Genomic DNA, 18,026 nt, shown 5'->3' with positions numbered 1-18,026 from the left:
TCTCCGTTCAAGTGCCGCGCACGGCCTCGGCCGCCGCGATCCGGGTCTCGGTGAGCGCCTGGTAGGCGCCGTGGCCGCGCAGCGGCATCTGCATCCAGTCGATCAGCGCCGGTTCGGTTTCCTGGTACATGGCGGCAGCCGACAGCGTGGAAACGAGCACTTTGCCGACGCTCAGCACGTCGAAATAGGCCATGCGGAAGCGGCTGATGCGGTTGCCGGACAGCTCCTCGTAGAGAGCCACGGCATCCTCACGGTCGATCGCGGAGCCGGCGCACTGGACGAAGAAGGACAGGTCTTCGGCGGGGTCGCCGAGGCGGGCGATTTCCCAGTCGAGCACGGCACTTACCGTGTCGCCTTCGACGAGGATGTTGTGCGGGCCGAAATCGTTGTGCAGCACGCGCACCGGCTCTTCGTCCTCGGGAACATTGGCTTCCAGCCAGTCGAACAGCCGCGCGAAGCTGGGCGAGGCGGGCGCGGGGTTCAGCCAGATCTGGTGGCGCCAGGCGGCGATCTCGGCGCGGGTGTTCTCCGCCAGCGTGGCATGACCGGTCCACTGGCCGAGCGCGGTGGCGGCAAGCCGGTCGTCGATGGGCTGGTTGTGAATGCGTGCCAGCGTATCGAGGTAGGAGCGCACCAGCGCCTCCGGGAACCTTTGCGAATCCCCGTAGGCGCTGCCGGTATTGCGTCCCGTCGCGCGGCGCGAAACCATGAAGCGGCGGCCCAGACGCTCCTCGTCCGCCTCCAGCCAGAGCGGTTCGGCAACGGGGACGCCGCGCTTCCACATCAGGCGCACCACGGAGAATTCGTCGGTGATCGCGCTGGCGGTGAACTTCACGAAACGATCGCTCTTTTCCGCGCGGATGACCATGGCGACTTCCTCGCCGTCGCTGCGGATGGCGTCGACGAGGATCGTCTCCTTCTGGAACCCGCCGACGAGGCGGGTGAAGCGCGAGACGCGTTCGTAATCGCGGGGAAAGCGGGCGTGGAGATAGGCTTCGAACCGTTCGGCCGTCAGCGGCGGTATGTCCGATGCCGCGCCGGCGGCGGCGGGCACGAGCGCGGCATAGAAGCGCGCTTCCAGCGCCTCGGCCTGCTGCAGGACGCCCGGATCGGCGGCAGCGCCGTCATGAAGCACGGTCGTGAGGCGGGCCATGCTGGCGGTCAGCCGCGCGACCATCGCGTCATATCCGGTGAGCGGCGAGGCGGGCGCTATGCCTCCGCCGCAGCGGGCGACGAGGGCATCAATATCAGCTTCCAGCACCCCCAGAACCGCAAGCGTTTCGGCGCTTTCGCGGGTGACGAGATTGCCCAGCACCATCTGCGCCATGCCCAGCACATGCGCGATGTCGGTGCGCTCGCCGGGGTCGATCTCGGCCAGCGCCTGAAGGATACCGCGCAAGGTGCGGTCGGTGGTCGGCACCAGCCGCGCCGGGGACTTGCCGCGCAGCATCACGCGGGCACCGGCTGGACGAGATGGCTCAGCAGCACCTCGCATTGGTCGACGAACATGTAGGGCGCGAAGATGTGGCCTGCGAGGGCGAAGCGCATCTCATGGGGCATATGCCGGTCGAACAGCGTCTGGGCATCGACGCAGCCCACCGCGTTGCGGGTGCGCGTCCATAAGTCATAGAAAAACGAGGCTTCTTCGCACGGAGCCGCGCCGCCAGCCGCGATATAGGCGGCGAGGAAAGCGTCCCAGCCAACGATCGGCTCGACGAACTGGCGCACGAAGCACAAGTCCTGCGTCGGGTCGCCGAGGGTCGAGAATTCCCAGTCCAGAAGCGCCGTCACCTGCCCGTTTTCGTCGAACATCAGGTTGTGGAAGCCGACGTCGCCGTGGACCACGCGGGCCGGGCGATCGAACAGGACGGGCGGGACATTGGCGCGCAGCCAGACGAGCGGGAGTTCCTGCAGGGGGAAAGCTTCGGCGCGCTTGCGGTGGAACAGGTCGATCCACAGATCGACCTCGCGCACCATCTGTTCGCCCGCCGAAAGCGCCGCCACCGCCGGGTCGGCGCCCAGCGCCACCGGGTCGTAAGTGTGGAGCCTTGCCAGAAGGCGGGCCAGTTCGTTGCAGGCGGCGCGGGCGCGCTCGGGGTCGCTGCTCCAGGTGGCGACGTCGCTGGTTCCCGCGACCCGGCGCGAGACGAGGAAGGCGCCGCCGAAACGGGCCGCGTCGTCTTCCAGCCACAACGGCTCGGCCACAGGAAAACCCTGCGCGTGCAAGTGCTTGAGCAGCGGAAATTCGCGCACCACGGTCTTCTCGATCAGCGGCACGGGCAGGTCCTTGCGGATCACCAAAGGGTCGCTTTCGCCGCTCACGGCATCCTCCAGCGTGAAGAAGATCGTCTCCTTAGAGAAGCCGCCGGGGATGCGCTTCAGGCCCGTCGCGGTCACCTCCTCGCGGCCGAAACGGGTGCGCAGATAGCCGGTCAACCCCTCTGCATCGAGGTCCGGAAAACCGGCCCCAGCCGCGTTCACACGCTCGCTTTCGATGCGCCCGCCGCGGTAGACTACGGCGCTGCCGTTGGCGACGTCGGGGTCTTGCGAGATGTAGAAATCGCGCTCTGCCGCGACCAGTTTCGCCAGCGCCTCACCCCCCTCGCCATCGGCCCCGGACAGCCATTCTGGCAGCTTTTCCGCCACTTTCGCCTCTGCCTCGCCCCGCAGCCTTTCGAGGGTTTCGAGGTCCGCATCGGCGGGTGGCGGGGGCAGGCACACAACGGCACTCAACGTGCCCACAAGGGTACGCAAGCCCGCCTCACGCGCCGAAAGCCGGGCGGAAACGTCCCACAACAGGCGCGTCACATGATCGAGCTTGATCCGCGACACGGGATCGCCCAGCAGCGGCAGGATTTCCTCCCGCAGCGTCGCGACCGCCGTGTCGAGCAACCGGGCAGAGCGCAGATCCGTCATCCGTCGACCAGTGCTTCCTGACTGTGCACCGCATGGGCGAAATCGTTCCAGATCACGCACTGCTCGTCGCCATGGCCGATGCGTCCGTCGACCTCCCAACGGATCAGCGAGATGTGGGCGAGCATGTTCGGCCATGTCGCGTAAGGGCAGCTGGCGATCGTGCGGCCGTTGGCGGTGATCTGCGATCCGTCCTCCAGCGTCATTTCCAGCACGATCGTCTGCGGTCTGAAATTGCCGTCGTCGCGCCGCACCTGCTTGCGCGCCGAAGTGACCAGCAGCTGCTTGCCGTCCTTCCAGACCCAGCCGCCGTTGAGCGCCTTGTCGGTCGGGATCTCGAACGGGGCGGTCAGCTGCGGGTTGCTGCCGACGTGGTCCATCATGTTGCAGTTGAAGATGAAGTCGTCGCCGAAGCAGCCGGTCATCCAGGCGACTGGCGGCATCGGCATGATCGCTTCGGGGCGCAGCTTGCCCCAGCTGCGATCGCGCACGTTGTGGCAGTCGACCGCGTACTCCTTGCCGCGCAGGCGCAGGGTGCCGCGCACGCGCATGCCCTGTTCGAAGTGCTTGCCATCGCCGAACAGTGCGATCGGGGTGACGCCTTCGGAGATCAGGTCGATGCCGTTGCCGCGCGCCGCGTCGTCGTACGTCAGGTGGAAGCGCTTGTTGGGCTCCAGGATCTTCACGCCGAAACCGTTGTCCAGCCGGTAGTCGTGAAGGTCGTTCGCCAGCACACCGTCATTCATGTAGGCGCGGAAGTCGAACAGCTCCGCCGCCATGCTCACCGGCTTGATGCCGCGCCAGACCATCAGCCCGCCGGTCACCACATTCAGGTTGGGATGGTGCCACATGTAGGTGAGGCCGTGGATGTTTTCCTCCGGCACGTTGAAGCCGAAATACTGCGTCTCGGTGAGCGTATCCCCCGATACCCCGGCGTTGACGGCGGGGTGCAGCAGATCGTCTTCGGGCACGGCCTGTCGCAGCGCCGCGTTGTTGGCCAGATAGAATGGCTGGTCGGTCATCCGTTCTCTCCTCGGTGTTCCAGTCGTGGAATGCGGCCGGGACGCGCCTGCAACACGCCCGGCCCCAACCCTTCAGTCGCCCCTTAACCGCCGAATTTGGTGCTCAGCGTGATGCCATAGGTCAGCGGCGCGGCAGGTGTCGTCAGCGCCCCCAGCGCCGAAGGCACGCCCTGCGCCAGATAGTACTTGTCGAGCAGGTTGCGGCCCCACACGCGCACCCCGAAGCGGTCGTCTTCGGAGCGCCACTGCAGCGAGGCATTGAGCAGCGTGTAGCCGTTGTTGCGCAGCAAATTGTCCGAACCAAACGAGAAGCCGCTGTTGTAGCTGGCGGTCACCGAAGGGGTGACCTTGCCGAAGCTGCCCTCGAAATCGTAGCTGGCGGTCAGGTTGCCGGTGAACTTGGGCGTGCGCACGGTGGGGTTGCCGCTGGCATCATAGGGCGCGACGACCACGCCCGCCGAATTGCCGTAGGACACCGTGTTCTGGAAATCGTCGTAGCGCCCGTGGATATAGGCCGCGCCGCCCGACAGCGCGAAGCCGCCGAAGGGCCGCCATTCGAAGTCGGTCTCGATCCCCTTGATCGTCGCCGCCGCCGCATTGGTGGTCTGCACCACGCCCGCGCTAGTGGCGCCCGCCGGAATTACCTGCACCTGGATATTGGTGTAGTCGTAGTAGAAGCCCGCCACGTTCAGGCGCAGCGTGTTGCCCAGCAGCTTGCTCTTGATGCCGACTTCATAGGCATTCAGGAACTCGGGATCGAAGCTGGTGACAGGCGCGCCGCCCAGCGCGTTGAAGATCGACAGCACGTCGAAGCCGCCGCCCTTCACGCCGCGGTTGAAGCTGGCATAGGCGTGGATATCGTCGGTGAATCCGTAGTCGATCGCCGCGCGCCAGGTCCATTCCTTGTACCCGCGCTTGTCGGAACTGACCCCGAAGTTGGGCAGCACGCCGACGAGGCCGACATCGCCGCGCATGCTCTGGCGTTCGTCGGTATAGCGCGCGCCGCCGGTGATGCGCAGGCGCGGCAGAATTTCATACGTCGCCTGCACGTAGCCGGAGATCGATTCCGTGCTCTGCAGCGTCGTCGCCGAGATCGGCACCGGCACCGAGGGCACGATGAAGATGAGGTCCTTGTACCCGGCCTTGTTGCTGTAATAATAGCCGCCCAGGGTCCAGTCGAGCTTCGAGCCCTTCTTCGACACCAGCTGCAATTCACCCGATACGTTGGCCTGATACGTGGGCAGCTTCGCTTCCACGAGCGTCAGCGGCGTAGCGTCGGCCTCGGCGTAATAGTAGCCGTCCTGATGGCGATAGGCGAACGTCGTCACCAGATCGGCGAAGCCCATGTCGCCGTTGGCCTTGGCGGAAAATCCGTACTGCCGGTTCTTGATGACCGGCACGAAGGGATCACCGAAGCTGGTGATCGCGCCGCGCGTGTCGTAGCCGTTGGCGGGCGATTCCACGCCGTCCGCGCCGATCGCGCCCTTGGGCAGGCGGTAATCGGCGAAGTTCGCCTTGATCGTCGAATAGTCCCCCGCCAGCGTCAGGCTGAACGCGTCCGACGGGCTGATGAGGATCTTCGAGCGGATCGACTTGCTCTTGCTGAGGAAGGTATCCGCATCGACGGTGAGGTTGCGGCCCCAGCCGTTGCGCTGGTTGGAGTACATCGCGGCGACATCCATCGCCACCACGTCGCCCAGCCCACCCGAGGCATAGACCGAGCCGGAGATCGTATCGTAGTTGGCATAGCCCACGTCGGCTTCCAGCGTCGGCGCGAAGCTGGGCGTGCGGGTGACAAGCTGAATAACGCCGCCGGTGGCATTGCGGCCGAACAGCGTGCCCTGCGGGCCCTTCAGAACCTCGACCCGCTCAAGGTTGTTGAGGTTCATGATGTTGGCATAAGGCGAGGCGATGTAGACGCCGTCCACATACGTCGCCACCGAAGGTTCGTCGTTCGGGTTGGCGGCGTTGGAGCCGATGCCGCGCAGGAACGCGGTGCCCGCGCCCGCGACGTGCGAGAAGTTCAGCGCCGGAACCAGAGTCGGCAGGTCCGCCGAGAGCGAGACGCCCGAGGTCCTCAACGTATCGCCGCCCACCACGTTGACCGAGATCGGCACGTCCTGCAGGCGCTCGGAACGGCGCTGCGCGGTGACGATGATGTCCTGGATGCCGCGCGTTTCCGGCGGGGTCGAGGCGGTGGCGGCCTTAGTGGTGGCACTGTCCGCATCGGACGGCGTGGTCTGGGCCTGCGCAGGAGCCGCCGCGATGGCGAGACCCGCTGCTCCGCTCAGCAGAATTGGGAAATGGCGCTTCATGTCATCCTCCTCTGAAGGCCGCGCATCCGCGCCGGCCTGTGTACGGACAGGGTCTGGTGCCCTGCTCTCCTTGTCCTTGATGCCGGAATCTCCGTCCGGTCAGACGGATAAATGATATGCTGGCATACTATCTGTCAAGAGATTTCGTGTTCGGCGCGATCAGCTGATTTCCGGAATGTCCGGTGGTAATCCCCGCAATAGTCAGCAGAACCGCGCACATGGAATTATCCTGAAGCATCAGGACGATCGCCGAATCCGGTATGCTTGCTATTCGTTTTTTGCGCTACTTGAGCAGCATCGCGAAGGCGCGGTCCAGCGCGCGGTCGGGGAACAGGCGCGCCAGCGCGGTGACCGCCTTGGCGTCCGCGCCCACCTTGTAGCGGGTGCGCGGGTTGGCGGCGGAGACCGCCGCGTCGATCTGCCGCGCGCATTCCTCGGCGGAGACACCGCCGCCGCCGTTCTTGTGGATCATGGCGTGGTATTTCCGGTAGAGGTCCTGATAGAGCCGCGCGTCCTCGCCGGTCAGCGCCTGGGTGGCGCGCTCGGCTTCGGCCACCTGCCCCTCGACCATGCGGGTGCGCACGACGCCCGGCTCGATCAGGATGATGCGCGCGTCCTGCCCCGCCGTCTCGCGCCGGGCGGCATCGACCACCGCCTCGATGGCGAACTTGGAGGCGCAGTAGGCGCTCAGCATCGGCCCCGATACTTTGCCCCACAGCGAAGTGACGAGGGCGATGCGCCCGCCATGCCCGCGCAGGCGCGGCAATGCGGCACGCAGCATCCGCACCGAACCCACCGTGTTGACGTTCAGCGTATCGAGCACGACCTGTTCGGACTGCACCTCCACCGCGCCCAGCGGACAGACCGCCGCGCAGTTCACCACGACATCCAGCGGCTGCCCCGCCAGCCAGCGATCGGCATCGGCGAAGCCGGCCTCGACCGAGGCGGTGTCCGACACGTCGATCCGCACGCCGTGCAGGTTCGGCCCCGCGCCCAGTGCGGCGAGATCGGCGTCGGAGCGTACGGCGGCGATCACCCGGTCGCCCTGGCTCAGGCAGCGCTCGACCAGCGCCTGCCCGATGCCGCTGCCCGCGCCGGTGACGAGGATGCTGCGCATCAACGCCCCTCCACCGGTGCAGCATCGCGCATGTCGGGCTTCCAGTGAAACTGCGGCAGAGCGGGCTGGAGCAGTCCGGGCGCCGCAGCGATCACGCCGGGCACCGCCTGCAGCATCGCCACCACCGTCATGATATACCCCGGCGGCGTCGGCTCCTCGGGCTTGACGTAGACGTCGTCCCGATAGGACGCCTGCCCCGCCACGGTGATGCGCAGCGAGGGGCGGCCCTCGATCTCGATCAGCCAGAAGTCGTTGACCGGGCACTCCTGGGGCCGCATCGATTCGCCCAGATACCAGTAGACTTCGGTGGTGTAGAACGGCTTGCCGCCCGAATATCCCGTCCACGCATAGGAAACGAGGCCGACCGTGCCCGCCTCCACCGCCATCACTGGCTCGGACAGCGGGACGGGCGTTTCGGCAAGACGCGCGGTGCGCTCGATCCGATCGACCGGGATGCCGAGGCGGTCGGCGTAGAACAGGATAGGCTGGCGCAAGTACGCCTCGGCCATCTGCGCGGCGAAGTCGCTGCCCTCGACATCCGCCTTGGGGCTGCCGAAACCGAACATGCGTAGCATGTCGCCGCCGCCCTCGACCGGCGCGATATTGAAGAATTCGGCGAAGCGGATATGCGTGACGTCGTTGACGAGGCCCGTCGCCGCGAGGGCGAACCGCTCGTTGAAGAAACCGGGAGTGATGCCCGAGCCATGGAGAGTTGCCCCGCCCCGCTCCGCCGCCGCGCGGAACCGCGCTTCCACCTCGTCCCCGCGCGAGCGCAGGAAGTGGTAGGGCAGCATGGTGACGACGTTCACACCGCGCTTCAGCATGCGCAGGATCTCGTCGTCGGTGCGCCAGTCTCCGAAATCGCGGCCGCAGTGCAGCACGCATTCGATATCGGCGGCCAGAAACGTGTCGAGGTCGGTGGTGGCGATCACGCCCGTCGGGCCGACGCCCGCGAGCTCGCCCGCGTCCACCCCATCCTTGTGCGGCGAATAGGCCAGCACGGCGGCAAGTTCGAGTTCGGGAAGGCGCAGCACCTCGCGGATCGCGCAGAGCCCAAGCCCGCCCGGCCCCGCGATGCCCACGCGATAGGGTTTCCTCACCGGCATCCGATGTCTCCCATATGCGATTATCGTAATGAACCTTACGATCTATTCGCGTATTTCATGTTGCAGATGGAACGATACAGAGGATAAACACGCTCAGTCAAGTTCGCATGCGAACCTTTTTTCGAAGTGCGACGCCAATGCTCCGGGAGGAACCGTGACCACCACCACATCGCACAAGCCTGCCTCCACGACCGCCCACGCAAGCGGAGGCACCGCCGCCATGCTGCCCGACTGCACCGTGGGCGACCTGCTGCGCGATCGCGCTGTCGCCTTTCCCGACCGCCTCGCGCTGATCGTCCCGGCGGGCGCGGATGCGGCCGAGCAGCGCTGGACTTACGCGGCGCTGCACGAGGACGCGCGCCATGTCGCCGCCGCGCTGCGGGCGCGATTCTCTCCCGGCGACCGGGTGGCGACATGGGCGGGCGGCAGTGCGCGGATCGTGCTGCTGCAACTGGGCGCGGCGCTGGCGGGGATCACGCTCGTCACCATCAACCCGGGCAACCGCTCGGTCGAGCTGGAATATACCCTGTCGAAGAGCCGCGCGCGCGGGCTGTTCCTCGACCGCGTCTATCGCGGCATGGACAACCAGGCAGTGCTCGAACCCCTGCGTCCCGGCCTGCCCGCGCTGGAAACGGCGATCTACTTCGATGAGTGGGATGCCTTCCTGGGCGAGACCGCCGACGCCCCCCTGCCCGAAATCTCGCCCGACCAGCCCGCGCTGATCCTGTTCACCTCCGGCTCCTCGGGCAAGCCGAAGGCGGCGATCCTGCCGCACCGCGCGATCGTCAACAACGCGGCGCTGACCGCGCAGCACCTCGCCGTGCCGGACGGTGCGGTCTGGCTGAACCTGCTGCCGATGTTCCACGTCGGCGGCAGCGTGACGATGACGCTGGGGTGCCTGTCCTGCGCGGGCACGCAAGTCCTGCAGGCGCAGTTCCAGCCCGAGGCGGTGCTCGACGCCATCGCCCGCTACCGCGTCCACATCACCATGGCGGTGCCGACGATGCTGGTGGCGATCCTGGAAAGCGCCGCGCTGGCCGATACCGACTTCTCCGCGCTGGAACTGATCGTCGCGGGCGGCAGCGCCGTCGCGCCCGACCTCATCCGCCGCGTGCGCGCCGCGATGGGGGCGGAGATCGCCAGTCTGATGGGCCAGACCGAGGCGAGCGGCGCGATGTTCTCCACCCGGCGCGGCGACAGCGAGGAGCAGGTGGCGGGCAGCGTCGGCGGCCCGCTCGATCACTCGGAAGTGCGCATCGTCGATCCGGAGGACGGCCGCGTGCTGGCGCCGGGCGAGGTGGGCGAGATCTGCATCCGCTCCCGCTCCACCATGAGCGGCTATTTCGAGATGCCCGAAAAGACCGCCGAAACCCTGCGCGAGGGCGGCTGGCTCCACACCGGCGACATCGGCCTGCTGCGCGGTGATGGCTACGTCGCCGTCACAGGCCGCAAGAGCGACATGATCATCCGCGGCGGCGAGAACATCTACCCGCGCGAGATCGAGGACGTGCTGGTCGCGCACGAGGATGTCGGGCAGGCGGCGGTCTACGGCGTCCCGGACGAGCGCTGGGGCGAACAGGTCGCCGCCGCGCTGGTGCCGCGCGCCGGGCGCACCATCGATACCGAGGCGCTGACCGAGTGGCTGCGCACACGCATCTCCCGCCACCGCGTGCCGCGCTTCTGGCAGGTGCGCGATGCCCTGCCGACCAATGCCTCGGGGAAGGTGCAGAAGTTCGTGCTGCAGGAGGAGCACGGGGCTTCGTAGGGGAGCGCTGTGAGCTTCGCTTCCCCGGCCGTCACCCTGAACTTGTTTCAGGGTCCATCGGGCAGTGGGGGCCTGAGCGTCGGATGATAAACCGCCGGACCTGTTTGCGACCGCTGACCACCGCGCGTGCGGAGCAATGGACCCTGAAACAAGTTCAGGGTGACGGGTTATCGGAGAGTGACGTGGCCACGAAAACTCTCCCCGTTCGCAATGACGAGTTAGGTGGGTGCCCCGTGGTCTGCGCTGGCCGCGAACGCCCGTATTCGCGCCACGAATTCCTCGCCTTCGACAGCCGTGAGCACGCCGTCCCGCTCCGCTCCCAGTTGCGCGGCGAAACCCGTCGTCGCGGTGCGTGCCAGCAGCGCCTTGGCCTGCCGCACCGCAAACGGCGGAGCCTGCGCCAGATCGCGCGCCAGCGCTCGGGTTTCCGCCTCGCCCGCCTCCGCCCGGTGGGTGACGAGGCCAAGGGCCAGCACCTCATCCCCGGCCACGTTCGCCGCGCCGAGCAGCAGCCGGGCCGCCTGCCGATGCCCCACCACGCGCGGGAGCAGCCAGCTGACGCCGCCGTCGGGCGGCACGCCGATATCGCGCTGCGCAAAGCGGAAAGTCGCGCTGTCCTCTGCCACCACGAGGTCCGCCGCCAGTGCCAGCCCCACGGCGCCGCCCGCGATGGTGCCCCGGCACGCGGCGATCACCGGGATCGGCATTTCCACCAGCGCGGTCAGCATCCGCTCCGCCGCTTCGAGCAGTTCCGCCATCGCCGCGCGCCGCCGTGCGGGCGGCTCGTCGCACAGCGCCGCGAAGGCCTGCAGGTCGCCGCCGACACTGAAATGTCGTCCTTTTGCGGCAAGAATCAGCACGCGCACGCTCTCGAGCGCCGAGACTTCGGCCAGCGTTCGTGTCAGGGACGCGATGAGTTCGAGGTCCAGCGCATTGCGGCGTTCCGGCCGGTCGAGCGTGAGCACGCCGATACCGTCGGCATGATCGAACAGGACGGCGGGCCGGGTCATCGCCGTGCCCTCGCCGCGAAGACAGTTTCAGGAGACACCCGATGGAAACCACGTACGGCCTTATAAACTTCCGGGACTTCGGCGGCCTGGAGGCTGCCGACGGCATGCGCGTACGCAGCGACCGGCTGTTCCGCAGCGGCCATCTCGGCTGGCTGGACGATGTGGACGCGCGCTTCATGATCGACATGGATTTCGACGTGGTGGTGGACCTGCGCTACGCCGAGGAGCGGCGCAAGGAGCTGTCCCCCTGGCCCGAAGACCGGCTGGCGCGACTCATCGCCCATGACGGCGCGGCGAACCGGGACGCGCCGCATTTCCAGATCATGCGCGCCGCCGACGCCAGCATCGCCGACATCCGCCGCGCCTACGTCGGCTTCTACGCAGCCCTGCCGTTCGACCGCTGGTATCGCCCGCTGTTCGCCGAAGCGGTGCGCCGGATTGCCTCGGGAGAGGGCCGCGTGCTGGTCCACTGCACGGCGGGCAAGGACCGCACCGGCACGCTCGTCGCCCTGCTGCTGGCGCTGCTGGGCGTCGATGACGAGGCGATCCTGGCGGACTACCTGCGCACGCAAGGCGCGCCGGGCATGGACGCACTGCGCGACCACGTCGCGCGCACGATGCTGTCGCGCCGCGCGGCCGCCGATCCCGGGCTGGTCGATGCGCTCATCGGCGTCGCCCCGGACTATCTGCGGGCCGCCCTCTTCGCCGTGCGGCAGGAAGCGGGTTCGGTGGAAGGCTACTTCGCGGCAAGCGGTATCAATGGGGAAATCCTTTCGCGGCTGCGCGGCACCCTGCTGGTGCGACGAGACGATTGACAGGTAGTACGCTAGCGTCTAATTGGTGTTTAGTACAAACGTACTAATTGCACCAGCCTTGGGAGAGGCAAGATGCAGCATTCCCTGATACCCTACCCGCCAACCGATCTGACGGGCGATCCGCATGTCGACGGCATCGTCGTTTTCGTGATGGGCGCCCTGTTCCTGTGCGCGCTCGGCTATGCGCTGTTCAGTCTTGCGCGCACACGCAGCCCGGTGGTCCTGCTGATGTTCATCGGCGGCGGATGCATGATGCTGATGGAGCCGCTGGTGGACACCACCGCCGGCGTCTGGTTCGCGGAAAGCTCGCGCATGTTCCTGCACGGCTGGGGCCGCGCGATCCCCTTGTGGGTGTGCCTGACCTACTTCGTGTACTTCGGCGTCGGCAGCGCGGTGCTGTGGCAGATGATGCAGCGCGGCGTCTCGGCACGAACGATCTGGACGATCTACTTGTGCGAAGTGCTCGCCGACTTCGTGCTCGAGTCCGTGGTGCTGGGCACCGGCATCTACACCTATTACGGCGACCAGCCGCTGCTGATCGGGCGCTTTCCGCTGTGGTGGGCGGCGGTCAACGCGCTGATTTCGCTGACTTCGGCTTATGCCGTGACGCAAGTGACGCGGCGGGTTGAAGGCTGGCAGCTGCTGCTGATCGTGCCGGTCATGGTCTGCGCCAGCGCCGGGGCCAACGCCGCCGCCGGGTGGCCTGCGTGGTACGTCATCAACAGCGGCCTCGGCCCTGTGCTGACGCAACTGGGCGGGATCGCCAGCGTGGTGATCGCCTGCTCCATCGTCGCCATGGTCGCGCGCTCGGTCTCCGTGGCACCGCGCCCCGGCGCGATACATCCGCTGACACCGATGAGGGCCGCATGAACCGCATGTCCCCGCAGGCGCACGTTACGCAAACAGAGCGCCCCCTCCACGCCACCGCCACGAAAGTCTGGATCGGCGTCGGCGCGTTCTGGGTCGCCTTGTTCGCCTATTGCATGATCGCCTGGGTGACAGGGCCGGACTTTCGCCCCAACACCTTCGGGCATTCATCCGCCCCGGCCAGCTACGTGCTGTTCCTGCGTGGGCTGGAAGTGGCGATGCTGGCGCTGACCGCATGGATCCTGTGGCGCTTCATCCTCGGCCCGCTGGTGCGCGACCGGCGCTTTAGCTTCGAGGGGCTCTACTTCCTCGCCTGCTTCACGATGGTGGTGCAGGAGCCGTGGCATAGCTGGGTCCGCCCGCAGCTGCTTTACAACGACCTGTTCTTCAACATGGGCAGCTGGATGGGCACCCTGCCCGTCTCCAACCCCACCGCCCACCTGACGCCGCTGCCGCTGGCCTTCGCGGGGCTGGGCTACTTCTGGATCTATGGCCTCCCCGCCTATGCAGGCGCGAAGATCATGGACCGGATCAACCGCCCGCGCCCGGGCCGCAATCGTCCGCGCTTCTCGCCGCTGCAGATCATCGCCATCGGCTTTGCGGGCTTCTGCGTCTTCGACCTGGTAATCGAGAGCTTCATCCTGCGCACCGGCATGTTCGTCTATCCCAGCACGATCCCGGCGCTGACGCTGTTCGCAGGGACCGCGCACCAGTTCCCGCTGTATGAGATGGTCGCCTGGGCGGGGACCTACACGTTCGCCGCCAGCCTCCTGCACTTTCGCGACGCGCGCGGCGAGACGGTGGCCGACCGCCACGTCGACATGATCGCCCCGCCCGGCAAGCGCCGCACCCTCGCACGGTGGCTGGCGCTGGTGGGGTTCCTCCAGACCGGCATCCTCGTCACCTACAACCTGCCCTACATGTTCTGGGCGCTGCACGGCGGCCCCTTCACCATCAGCGAGGCCGAGAAACCCTGGCTCACCGCCGGGATGTGCGGCCCCAGCACCGCCTACGACTGCCCCGGCCCCGGCGTGCCCTTCGCCCGCCGCGACAGCGCCACCAACCGCATCCCGCAGGAGCTTTCGAAATGACCACCAGAGGTTCGGTCGCCGTCATCGGCGGCGGCATCGCGGGCATGACCGCCGCCTATCGCCTGCAACAGCGCGGCTGGGCCGCCACCGTGTTCGAGACTCGGGACCGCGTGGGCGGGCGCATGTGGTCGCTGCGCAAGGGCGACTTCCTGATGGACGCCGGCATGTCCGCATACCTCGGCACCTATCGCGAGGCGATCCGCCTGATCGACGAACTGGGCCTGACGCCGCAGATGTCAGACATCCCCGCCATCGGCGCCACCATGCGGGGCGGCAAGCGCCACCACTTCGACTACAACCGCCCGGTATCGACAGCGCTCTCCACCTCGATCCTGTCGTGGCCGAGCAAGCTGAAGGCGCTGCGCCTCGGCCTCGACACCTTCCGCAACCGGGCCAGCCTTGGCTATTCGGACTATACGAAGCTGGCCGAGATCGACGTCGAAACGGTGGGCGAATACTGCAAGCGCGCGCTCAATGCGGAACTGCACAACTATGTCGGCCGCCCGCTCGTCAGCGGGACATGGGCGGCGGATGACGACAACACCTCGATCGCGCTGCTGTTCTGGACGATCCGCAACATGCTGGCGCCTTCGGTCTATAACCTGAACGAAGGCGTGATGGCGCTGCCCGTCGCGCTCGGCCGCCATGTGGACTTGCGTCTCAGCGCGCCGGTCGAGAACGTGGCGGATACTGGACGCGGCGTCGAAGTGACCAGCCGGGGCCGCACCGAGACGTTCGACGGCGCGGTGATCGCCACCACGGCCGAACCTGCGCTGGCGATGTACCCGCAGATGGATGCTAACACCCGCGCGCTCTATTCGACGGTGCGCTATCGCAAGCTGGGCAACATCGCGATCGGCTACGACACGCGGCCGAGCGATCCGGCCACCTATTACCTGCCCACACCTTATGAGGACGCGGACACCGTCGCCGTCATCGCCGACCACAACAAGGCCCCCTGCCGCGCGCCCGAGGGCAAGAGCCTGTACACCGTGCTGCTCAGCCACGACTACCTCGAACGCAGCGCCAACCTCAGCGACGAGGACGTGCTGGATTACGCGGCGGAACGCGCGCGCGCCTACTATGGCATCGCGCCGGGGCGGATGGAGCAATTCAACGTGGTGCGCTGGCCGGAATCGGTGCCCAATCTCGACAAGGGTCGCTTCCGCCTGATCGCGGATTACACGCAAAGGCTGGACCGGTCGGCGCGGGTGCAGTTCGCCTCCGACCTCGACCGCATTCCCGGCTGCAACGGCGCCCTCGTTAGCGGCGAGGAAGCCGCCGTGCGGCTCGCGCAGGCGCTGGAGGCACTGCCCGCCCGTCCGCGCGCGGCCGCCTGAACCCTTCGGAGATATTCGCATGAAGACCATCATCAGCTGCGCCGTGACGGGCTCGATCCACACGCCGTCGATGTCGCCGCATCTGCCGGTGACGGCTGAGGAGATCGCCCGGAGCGCGCTTGAGGCGGCAGAGGCAGGCGCCGCGATCGTTCACCTGCACGCGCGCGATCCTGAAACCGGCAAGCCGGTGCATGAACCGGAAGACTTCGCGCCGTTCCTCAAGGTCATCAAGCAGGCGAGCGACGTGGTAGTGAACATCACCACCGGCGCCTCGCCCTACATGCCCGTCGAGTACCGCGTGAAACCCGCCGAGACGTGGCAACCCGAAGTGGCCAGCCTCAACATGGGGAGCATGAACTTCGGGCTGTTCCCGATGCTCAAAAAGGACCGGGAGTGGAAGCACGCCTGGGAGCCCGAAATGCTGGAGGCCAGCCATGATCTGGTGTTCCGCAACAGCTTCAAGGACATCCGCTATGCGCTGGAAACGCTGAACAAGACCGGCACCCGCTATGAGTTCGAGTGCTACGACACGGCGCACCTCTACAACCTGCACTACTTCTGGAAGGAGGGCTTGGTCGAAGGCCCGCTGTTCATCCAGACCTGCTTCGGCCTGCTCGGCGGCATTGGCGCGCATCCCGAGGACGTGATGCATATGAAACGCACCGCCGACCGCCTGTTCGGCGATAACTACCGCTGGTCGGTGCTGGCGGCAGGCGCGAGCCAGATGCCGGTGGCGGCGATGGCGGCCAGCATGGGCGGCCACGTGCGCGTGGGGCTGGAGGACTCGCTGTGGATCGGCAAGGGCCAGCTTGCGACCAGCAACGCGCAGCAGGTCACCAAGGTGCGCCAGATCATCGAGGGCCTCGGCGGCGAGATCGCCACGCCTGCCGAAGCCCGCGAAATCCTCGGCCTCAAGGGCGGCGACAAAGTGGGGTTCTGACATGATCACGACTAACCCACTCACCTCGTCATTGCGAGCGAAGCGAAGCAATCCAGGGCAGCGCAAACCGCCCTGGATTGCTTCGCTCCGCTCGCAATGACGAGGGGGAAAAGGCCCATCACGCTCTAACAACAACGACAACAACCAGAAGGGAGACGTGCCGTGAACTTGCCGAACCAGATGCCCGATCCGCCGGTCAACATGGCGATGTCGCCCTTCTATCCGTATATCCTCGCGCTCAGTATCGGCATCTTCATCGCCGCGCTGGCCTATGGCTGGCGCGACATGCAGCGCACCGGGCGCTGGCTGCCGCTGCTGGTGCTGGCGGGCGCGGGAATCGCCTCCTTCCAGGAGTGCATCTACGACGTCGCCGTGCTGGTCTGGTGGGCGGAGGTGGACACCACGCCGATGTACCGGCTGTTCAACCGCTCGGTGCCGCTGTGGATGGTCTTCGCCTATCCGTGGTTCATCGGCGGCATGGGCTACTGGGCCTATAGCCGTTTTCGCGAAGGGATGAGCCGGGGGCAGTTGTGGAAGCTGTATTTCTTCGGCTGGTTCGCCAACCTGCTGCTGGAAGTGCCCGCGCTGCAGATCGGCCATATCTATACCTATTACGGAGAGCAGCCGTTCAAGCTGCTGGGCTTCCCGGTGTGGATGGCGATGACCAACACGCTGATGCCGATCTTCGTCGGCGCGATCCTGCACCTGCTCGACGACGTGCTGCGCGGCCCGCGCGCCCTCTTCGCGCTGATCCTGGTGCCTGCGGGCACTGCCTCTGCCGAGATCGCGGCGGGCTGGCCGGTGTGGCTGGCGCTCAATTCCGGGCAGGGCGTGTGGGTGACGCAACTGGCGACGGTGGTGACGCTGGGCCTGTCGCTGAGCTTCGCCTATCTCATATCGCTCAAGCTGTGCGTCACCGTGCCAGCGGCCGGGCGCTCGTCCGGGATCGCGCCCGTCCATGCCTGACCGTTCATGGCGGTGGGCCTGCGTCCTGCCCGCCGCCTTCATCTGCGCGCCCGCTCAGGCCGAGGAGCCCGTCACCATCGGCATCGAGCCCTATCTGTGGGCGCCCTCGATCGACGGTTCCGTATCGCTGGGGCCGCTGGTGCTGCCCATCGACCTGAAGCCCGTCGACCTTGCCTCCGGCCTGAAGATGGGCGCGATGGGGCGGGTGTCGCTGGAGAAAGGCCCCGCCTTTGCCGCCGTCGAGATGATCGGCGTCGATTTCCAGCGCGACGCCTTCGCGCCCACGCTGGGACAGGACGTGGCGGTGCGGGCGGTGGCGGCGGAACTGACCGGCGGCTACCGCTTCGCCGTGACGCCCGACGTGGACGTGACGCCCATCGCGGGCTTACGCTACAACTACCTCAAGGTGCACTTCGGGCAGGTTCCGGCCGCTATCGCCGTGCGGGGCGAGTGGATGGAGCCCGCGATCGGCCTGCAACTCGCCGCCCGGCCGCTGCGGCGGGTGAGCGTGCAGGGCAAAGTGCTGGCCGGGCGGCGCTCGGGCGATCGGCACTCGCTGGATGTGCGGGCGGACGTGTCCTACGCGCTGCGGCCCTGGGTGCAGGTCTTCGCCGGGTATCGGCATATGAAGCAGGACTTCGCCTCGCCGGGGCCGGTGCCGTTCGCGATCGACCTCGGCGCCGACGGCCCGCTGGTAGGTGTGCGGGCACGGTTTTGAGATACCTCACCTCGTCATTGCGAGCGCAGCGAAGCAATCCA

At 67.0% G+C, this 18,026-nt stretch carries 15 protein-coding genes; 8 read left to right on the top strand and 7 right to left on the bottom strand.

The features are described from left to right. Positions 1-7: 7 nt before the first annotated feature. The 6 genes from QRN25_RS22575 to QRN25_RS22550 all read right to left on the bottom strand — a co-directional run bounded on the left by QRN25_RS22575 (position 8) and on the right by QRN25_RS22550 (position 8,473). On the bottom strand, positions 8-1,450 hold the full coding sequence (locus QRN25_RS22575) for a phosphotransferase family protein (RefSeq protein WP_285021526.1): 1,443 nt from the start codon (positions 1,448-1,450) through the stop codon (positions 8-10). Further along, positions 1,450-2,916, bottom strand: coding sequence for a phosphotransferase family protein (locus tag QRN25_RS22570; RefSeq protein ID WP_285021525.1), 1,467 nt, complete (start codon positions 2,914-2,916; stop codon positions 1,450-1,452). The genes QRN25_RS22575 and QRN25_RS22570 overlap by 1 nt, the downstream gene beginning before the upstream one ends. Beyond that, a complete protein-coding gene (locus tag QRN25_RS22565) occupies positions 2,913-3,935 on the bottom strand; it encodes a DUF7064 domain-containing protein (protein ID WP_285021524.1) in 1,023 nt (340 codons plus the stop codon). Before QRN25_RS22565 ends, QRN25_RS22570 begins: the two co-directional genes overlap by 4 nt. An 83-nt stretch (positions 3,936-4,018) precedes the next feature. Continuing rightward, positions 4,019-6,250, bottom strand: coding sequence for a TonB-dependent receptor (locus QRN25_RS22560; protein ID WP_285021523.1), 2,232 nt, complete (start codon positions 6,248-6,250; stop codon positions 4,019-4,021). Between the two features lie 283 nt (positions 6,251-6,533). After that, complete coding sequence (locus tag QRN25_RS22555) at positions 6,534-7,367, bottom strand: SDR family NAD(P)-dependent oxidoreductase (RefSeq protein WP_285021522.1); 834 nt, start codon at positions 7,365-7,367, stop codon at positions 6,534-6,536. After that, positions 7,367-8,473, bottom strand: a complete 1,107-nt coding sequence (locus QRN25_RS22550) for an NAD(P)H-dependent amine dehydrogenase family protein (RefSeq protein ID WP_285021520.1) — start codon at positions 8,471-8,473, stop codon at positions 7,367-7,369. The genes QRN25_RS22555 and QRN25_RS22550 overlap by 1 nt, the downstream gene beginning before the upstream one ends. Before the next feature lie 154 nt (positions 8,474-8,627). On the opposite strand from QRN25_RS22550, the gene QRN25_RS22545 reads away from it, so the two are divergent. Then, on the top strand, positions 8,628-10,238 hold the full coding sequence (locus QRN25_RS22545; RefSeq protein WP_285021519.1) for a class I adenylate-forming enzyme family protein: 1,611 nt from the start codon (positions 8,628-8,630) through the stop codon (positions 10,236-10,238). Positions 10,239-10,456: 218 nt separating this feature from the next. Here QRN25_RS22545 and QRN25_RS22540 read toward each other — a convergent pair whose 3' ends face one another. Then, positions 10,457-11,248, bottom strand: coding sequence for an enoyl-CoA hydratase/isomerase family protein (locus QRN25_RS22540; RefSeq protein WP_285021518.1), 792 nt, complete (start codon positions 11,246-11,248; stop codon positions 10,457-10,459). A gap of 41 nt (positions 11,249-11,289) precedes the next feature. Between QRN25_RS22540 and QRN25_RS22535 the strand changes: the two genes are divergently transcribed. The 7 genes from QRN25_RS22535 to QRN25_RS22505 all read left to right on the top strand — a co-directional run bounded on the left by QRN25_RS22535 (position 11,290) and on the right by QRN25_RS22505 (position 17,985). Beyond that, a complete protein-coding gene (locus tag QRN25_RS22535) occupies positions 11,290-12,063 on the top strand; it encodes a tyrosine-protein phosphatase (RefSeq protein WP_285021517.1) in 774 nt (257 codons plus the stop codon). Between the two features lie 72 nt (positions 12,064-12,135). Beyond that, entirely contained in the window at positions 12,136-12,933 is a 798-nt protein-coding gene (locus tag QRN25_RS22530; protein ID WP_285021516.1) for a hypothetical protein, read from the top strand. Continuing rightward, complete coding sequence (locus QRN25_RS22525) at positions 12,930-14,021, top strand: spirocyclase AveC family protein (RefSeq protein WP_285021515.1); 1,092 nt, start codon at positions 12,930-12,932, stop codon at positions 14,019-14,021. Before QRN25_RS22530 ends, QRN25_RS22525 begins: the two co-directional genes overlap by 4 nt. Then, positions 14,018-15,361 (top strand): protoporphyrinogen/coproporphyrinogen oxidase, encoded by a 1,344-nt coding sequence (locus QRN25_RS22520; RefSeq protein ID WP_285021514.1) that lies wholly within the window; start codon positions 14,018-14,020, stop codon positions 15,359-15,361. The genes QRN25_RS22525 and QRN25_RS22520 overlap by 4 nt, the downstream gene beginning before the upstream one ends. A 19-nt stretch (positions 15,362-15,380) precedes the next feature. Further along, positions 15,381-16,301, top strand: coding sequence for a 3,5-dioxohexanoate:acetyl-CoA acetone transferase (gene kce / locus QRN25_RS22515; protein WP_285021512.1), 921 nt, complete (start codon positions 15,381-15,383; stop codon positions 16,299-16,301). 162 nt (positions 16,302-16,463) lie between these two features. Beyond that, positions 16,464-17,267 (top strand): hypothetical protein, encoded by an 804-nt coding sequence (locus QRN25_RS22510; protein WP_285021511.1) that lies wholly within the window; start codon positions 16,464-16,466, stop codon positions 17,265-17,267. Then, positions 17,260-17,985 carry a porin family protein gene (locus QRN25_RS22505; protein WP_285021509.1) on the top strand — a complete coding sequence of 242 codons (726 nt, stop codon included), beginning with the start codon at positions 17,260-17,262 and terminating at the stop codon, positions 17,983-17,985. The genes QRN25_RS22510 and QRN25_RS22505 overlap by 8 nt, the downstream gene beginning before the upstream one ends. Positions 17,986-18,026 lie beyond the last annotated feature (41 nt).

Origin of the sequence: Novosphingobium sp. fls2-241-R2A-195 (assembly GCF_030209485.1) — a bacterium.
GTDB lineage: Bacteria > Pseudomonadota > Alphaproteobacteria > Sphingomonadales > Sphingomonadaceae > Novosphingobium > Novosphingobium resinovorum.
The sequence above is the reverse complement of the archived record's forward strand: the minus strand, read 5'-3'. Positions and strand labels throughout refer to the sequence as shown.

Coding starts and splice junctions, on each gene's coding strand:
- QRN25_RS22575 (WP_285021526.1), bottom strand. CDS start 1,450: ATGCTGCGCGGCAAGTCCCCGGCGCGGCTGGTGCCGACCACCGACCGC.
- QRN25_RS22570 (WP_285021525.1), bottom strand. CDS start 2,916: ATGACGGATCTGCGCTCTGCCCGGTTGCTCGACACGGCGGTCGCGACG.
- QRN25_RS22565 (WP_285021524.1), bottom strand. CDS start 3,935: ATGACCGACCAGCCATTCTATCTGGCCAACAACGCGGCGCTGCGACAG.
- QRN25_RS22560 (WP_285021523.1), bottom strand. CDS start 6,250: ATGAAGCGCCATTTCCCAATTCTGCTGAGCGGAGCAGCGGGTCTCGCC.
- QRN25_RS22555 (WP_285021522.1), bottom strand. CDS start 7,367: ATGCGCAGCATCCTCGTCACCGGCGCGGGCAGCGGCATCGGGCAGGCG.
- QRN25_RS22550 (WP_285021520.1), bottom strand. CDS start 8,473: ATGCCGGTGAGGAAACCCTATCGCGTGGGCATCGCGGGGCCGGGCGGG.
- QRN25_RS22540 (WP_285021518.1), bottom strand. CDS start 11,248: ATGACCCGGCCCGCCGTCCTGTTCGATCATGCCGACGGTATCGGCGTG.
- QRN25_RS22535 (WP_285021517.1), top strand. CDS start 11,290: ATGGAAACCACGTACGGCCTTATAAACTTCCGGGACTTCGGCGGCCTG.
- QRN25_RS22530 (WP_285021516.1), top strand. CDS start 12,136: ATGCAGCATTCCCTGATACCCTACCCGCCAACCGATCTGACGGGCGAT.
- QRN25_RS22525 (WP_285021515.1), top strand. CDS start 12,930: ATGAACCGCATGTCCCCGCAGGCGCACGTTACGCAAACAGAGCGCCCC.
- QRN25_RS22520 (WP_285021514.1), top strand. CDS start 14,018: ATGACCACCAGAGGTTCGGTCGCCGTCATCGGCGGCGGCATCGCGGGC.
- kce (WP_285021512.1), top strand. CDS start 15,381: ATGAAGACCATCATCAGCTGCGCCGTGACGGGCTCGATCCACACGCCG.
- QRN25_RS22505 (WP_285021509.1), top strand. CDS start 17,260: ATGCCTGACCGTTCATGGCGGTGGGCCTGCGTCCTGCCCGCCGCCTTC.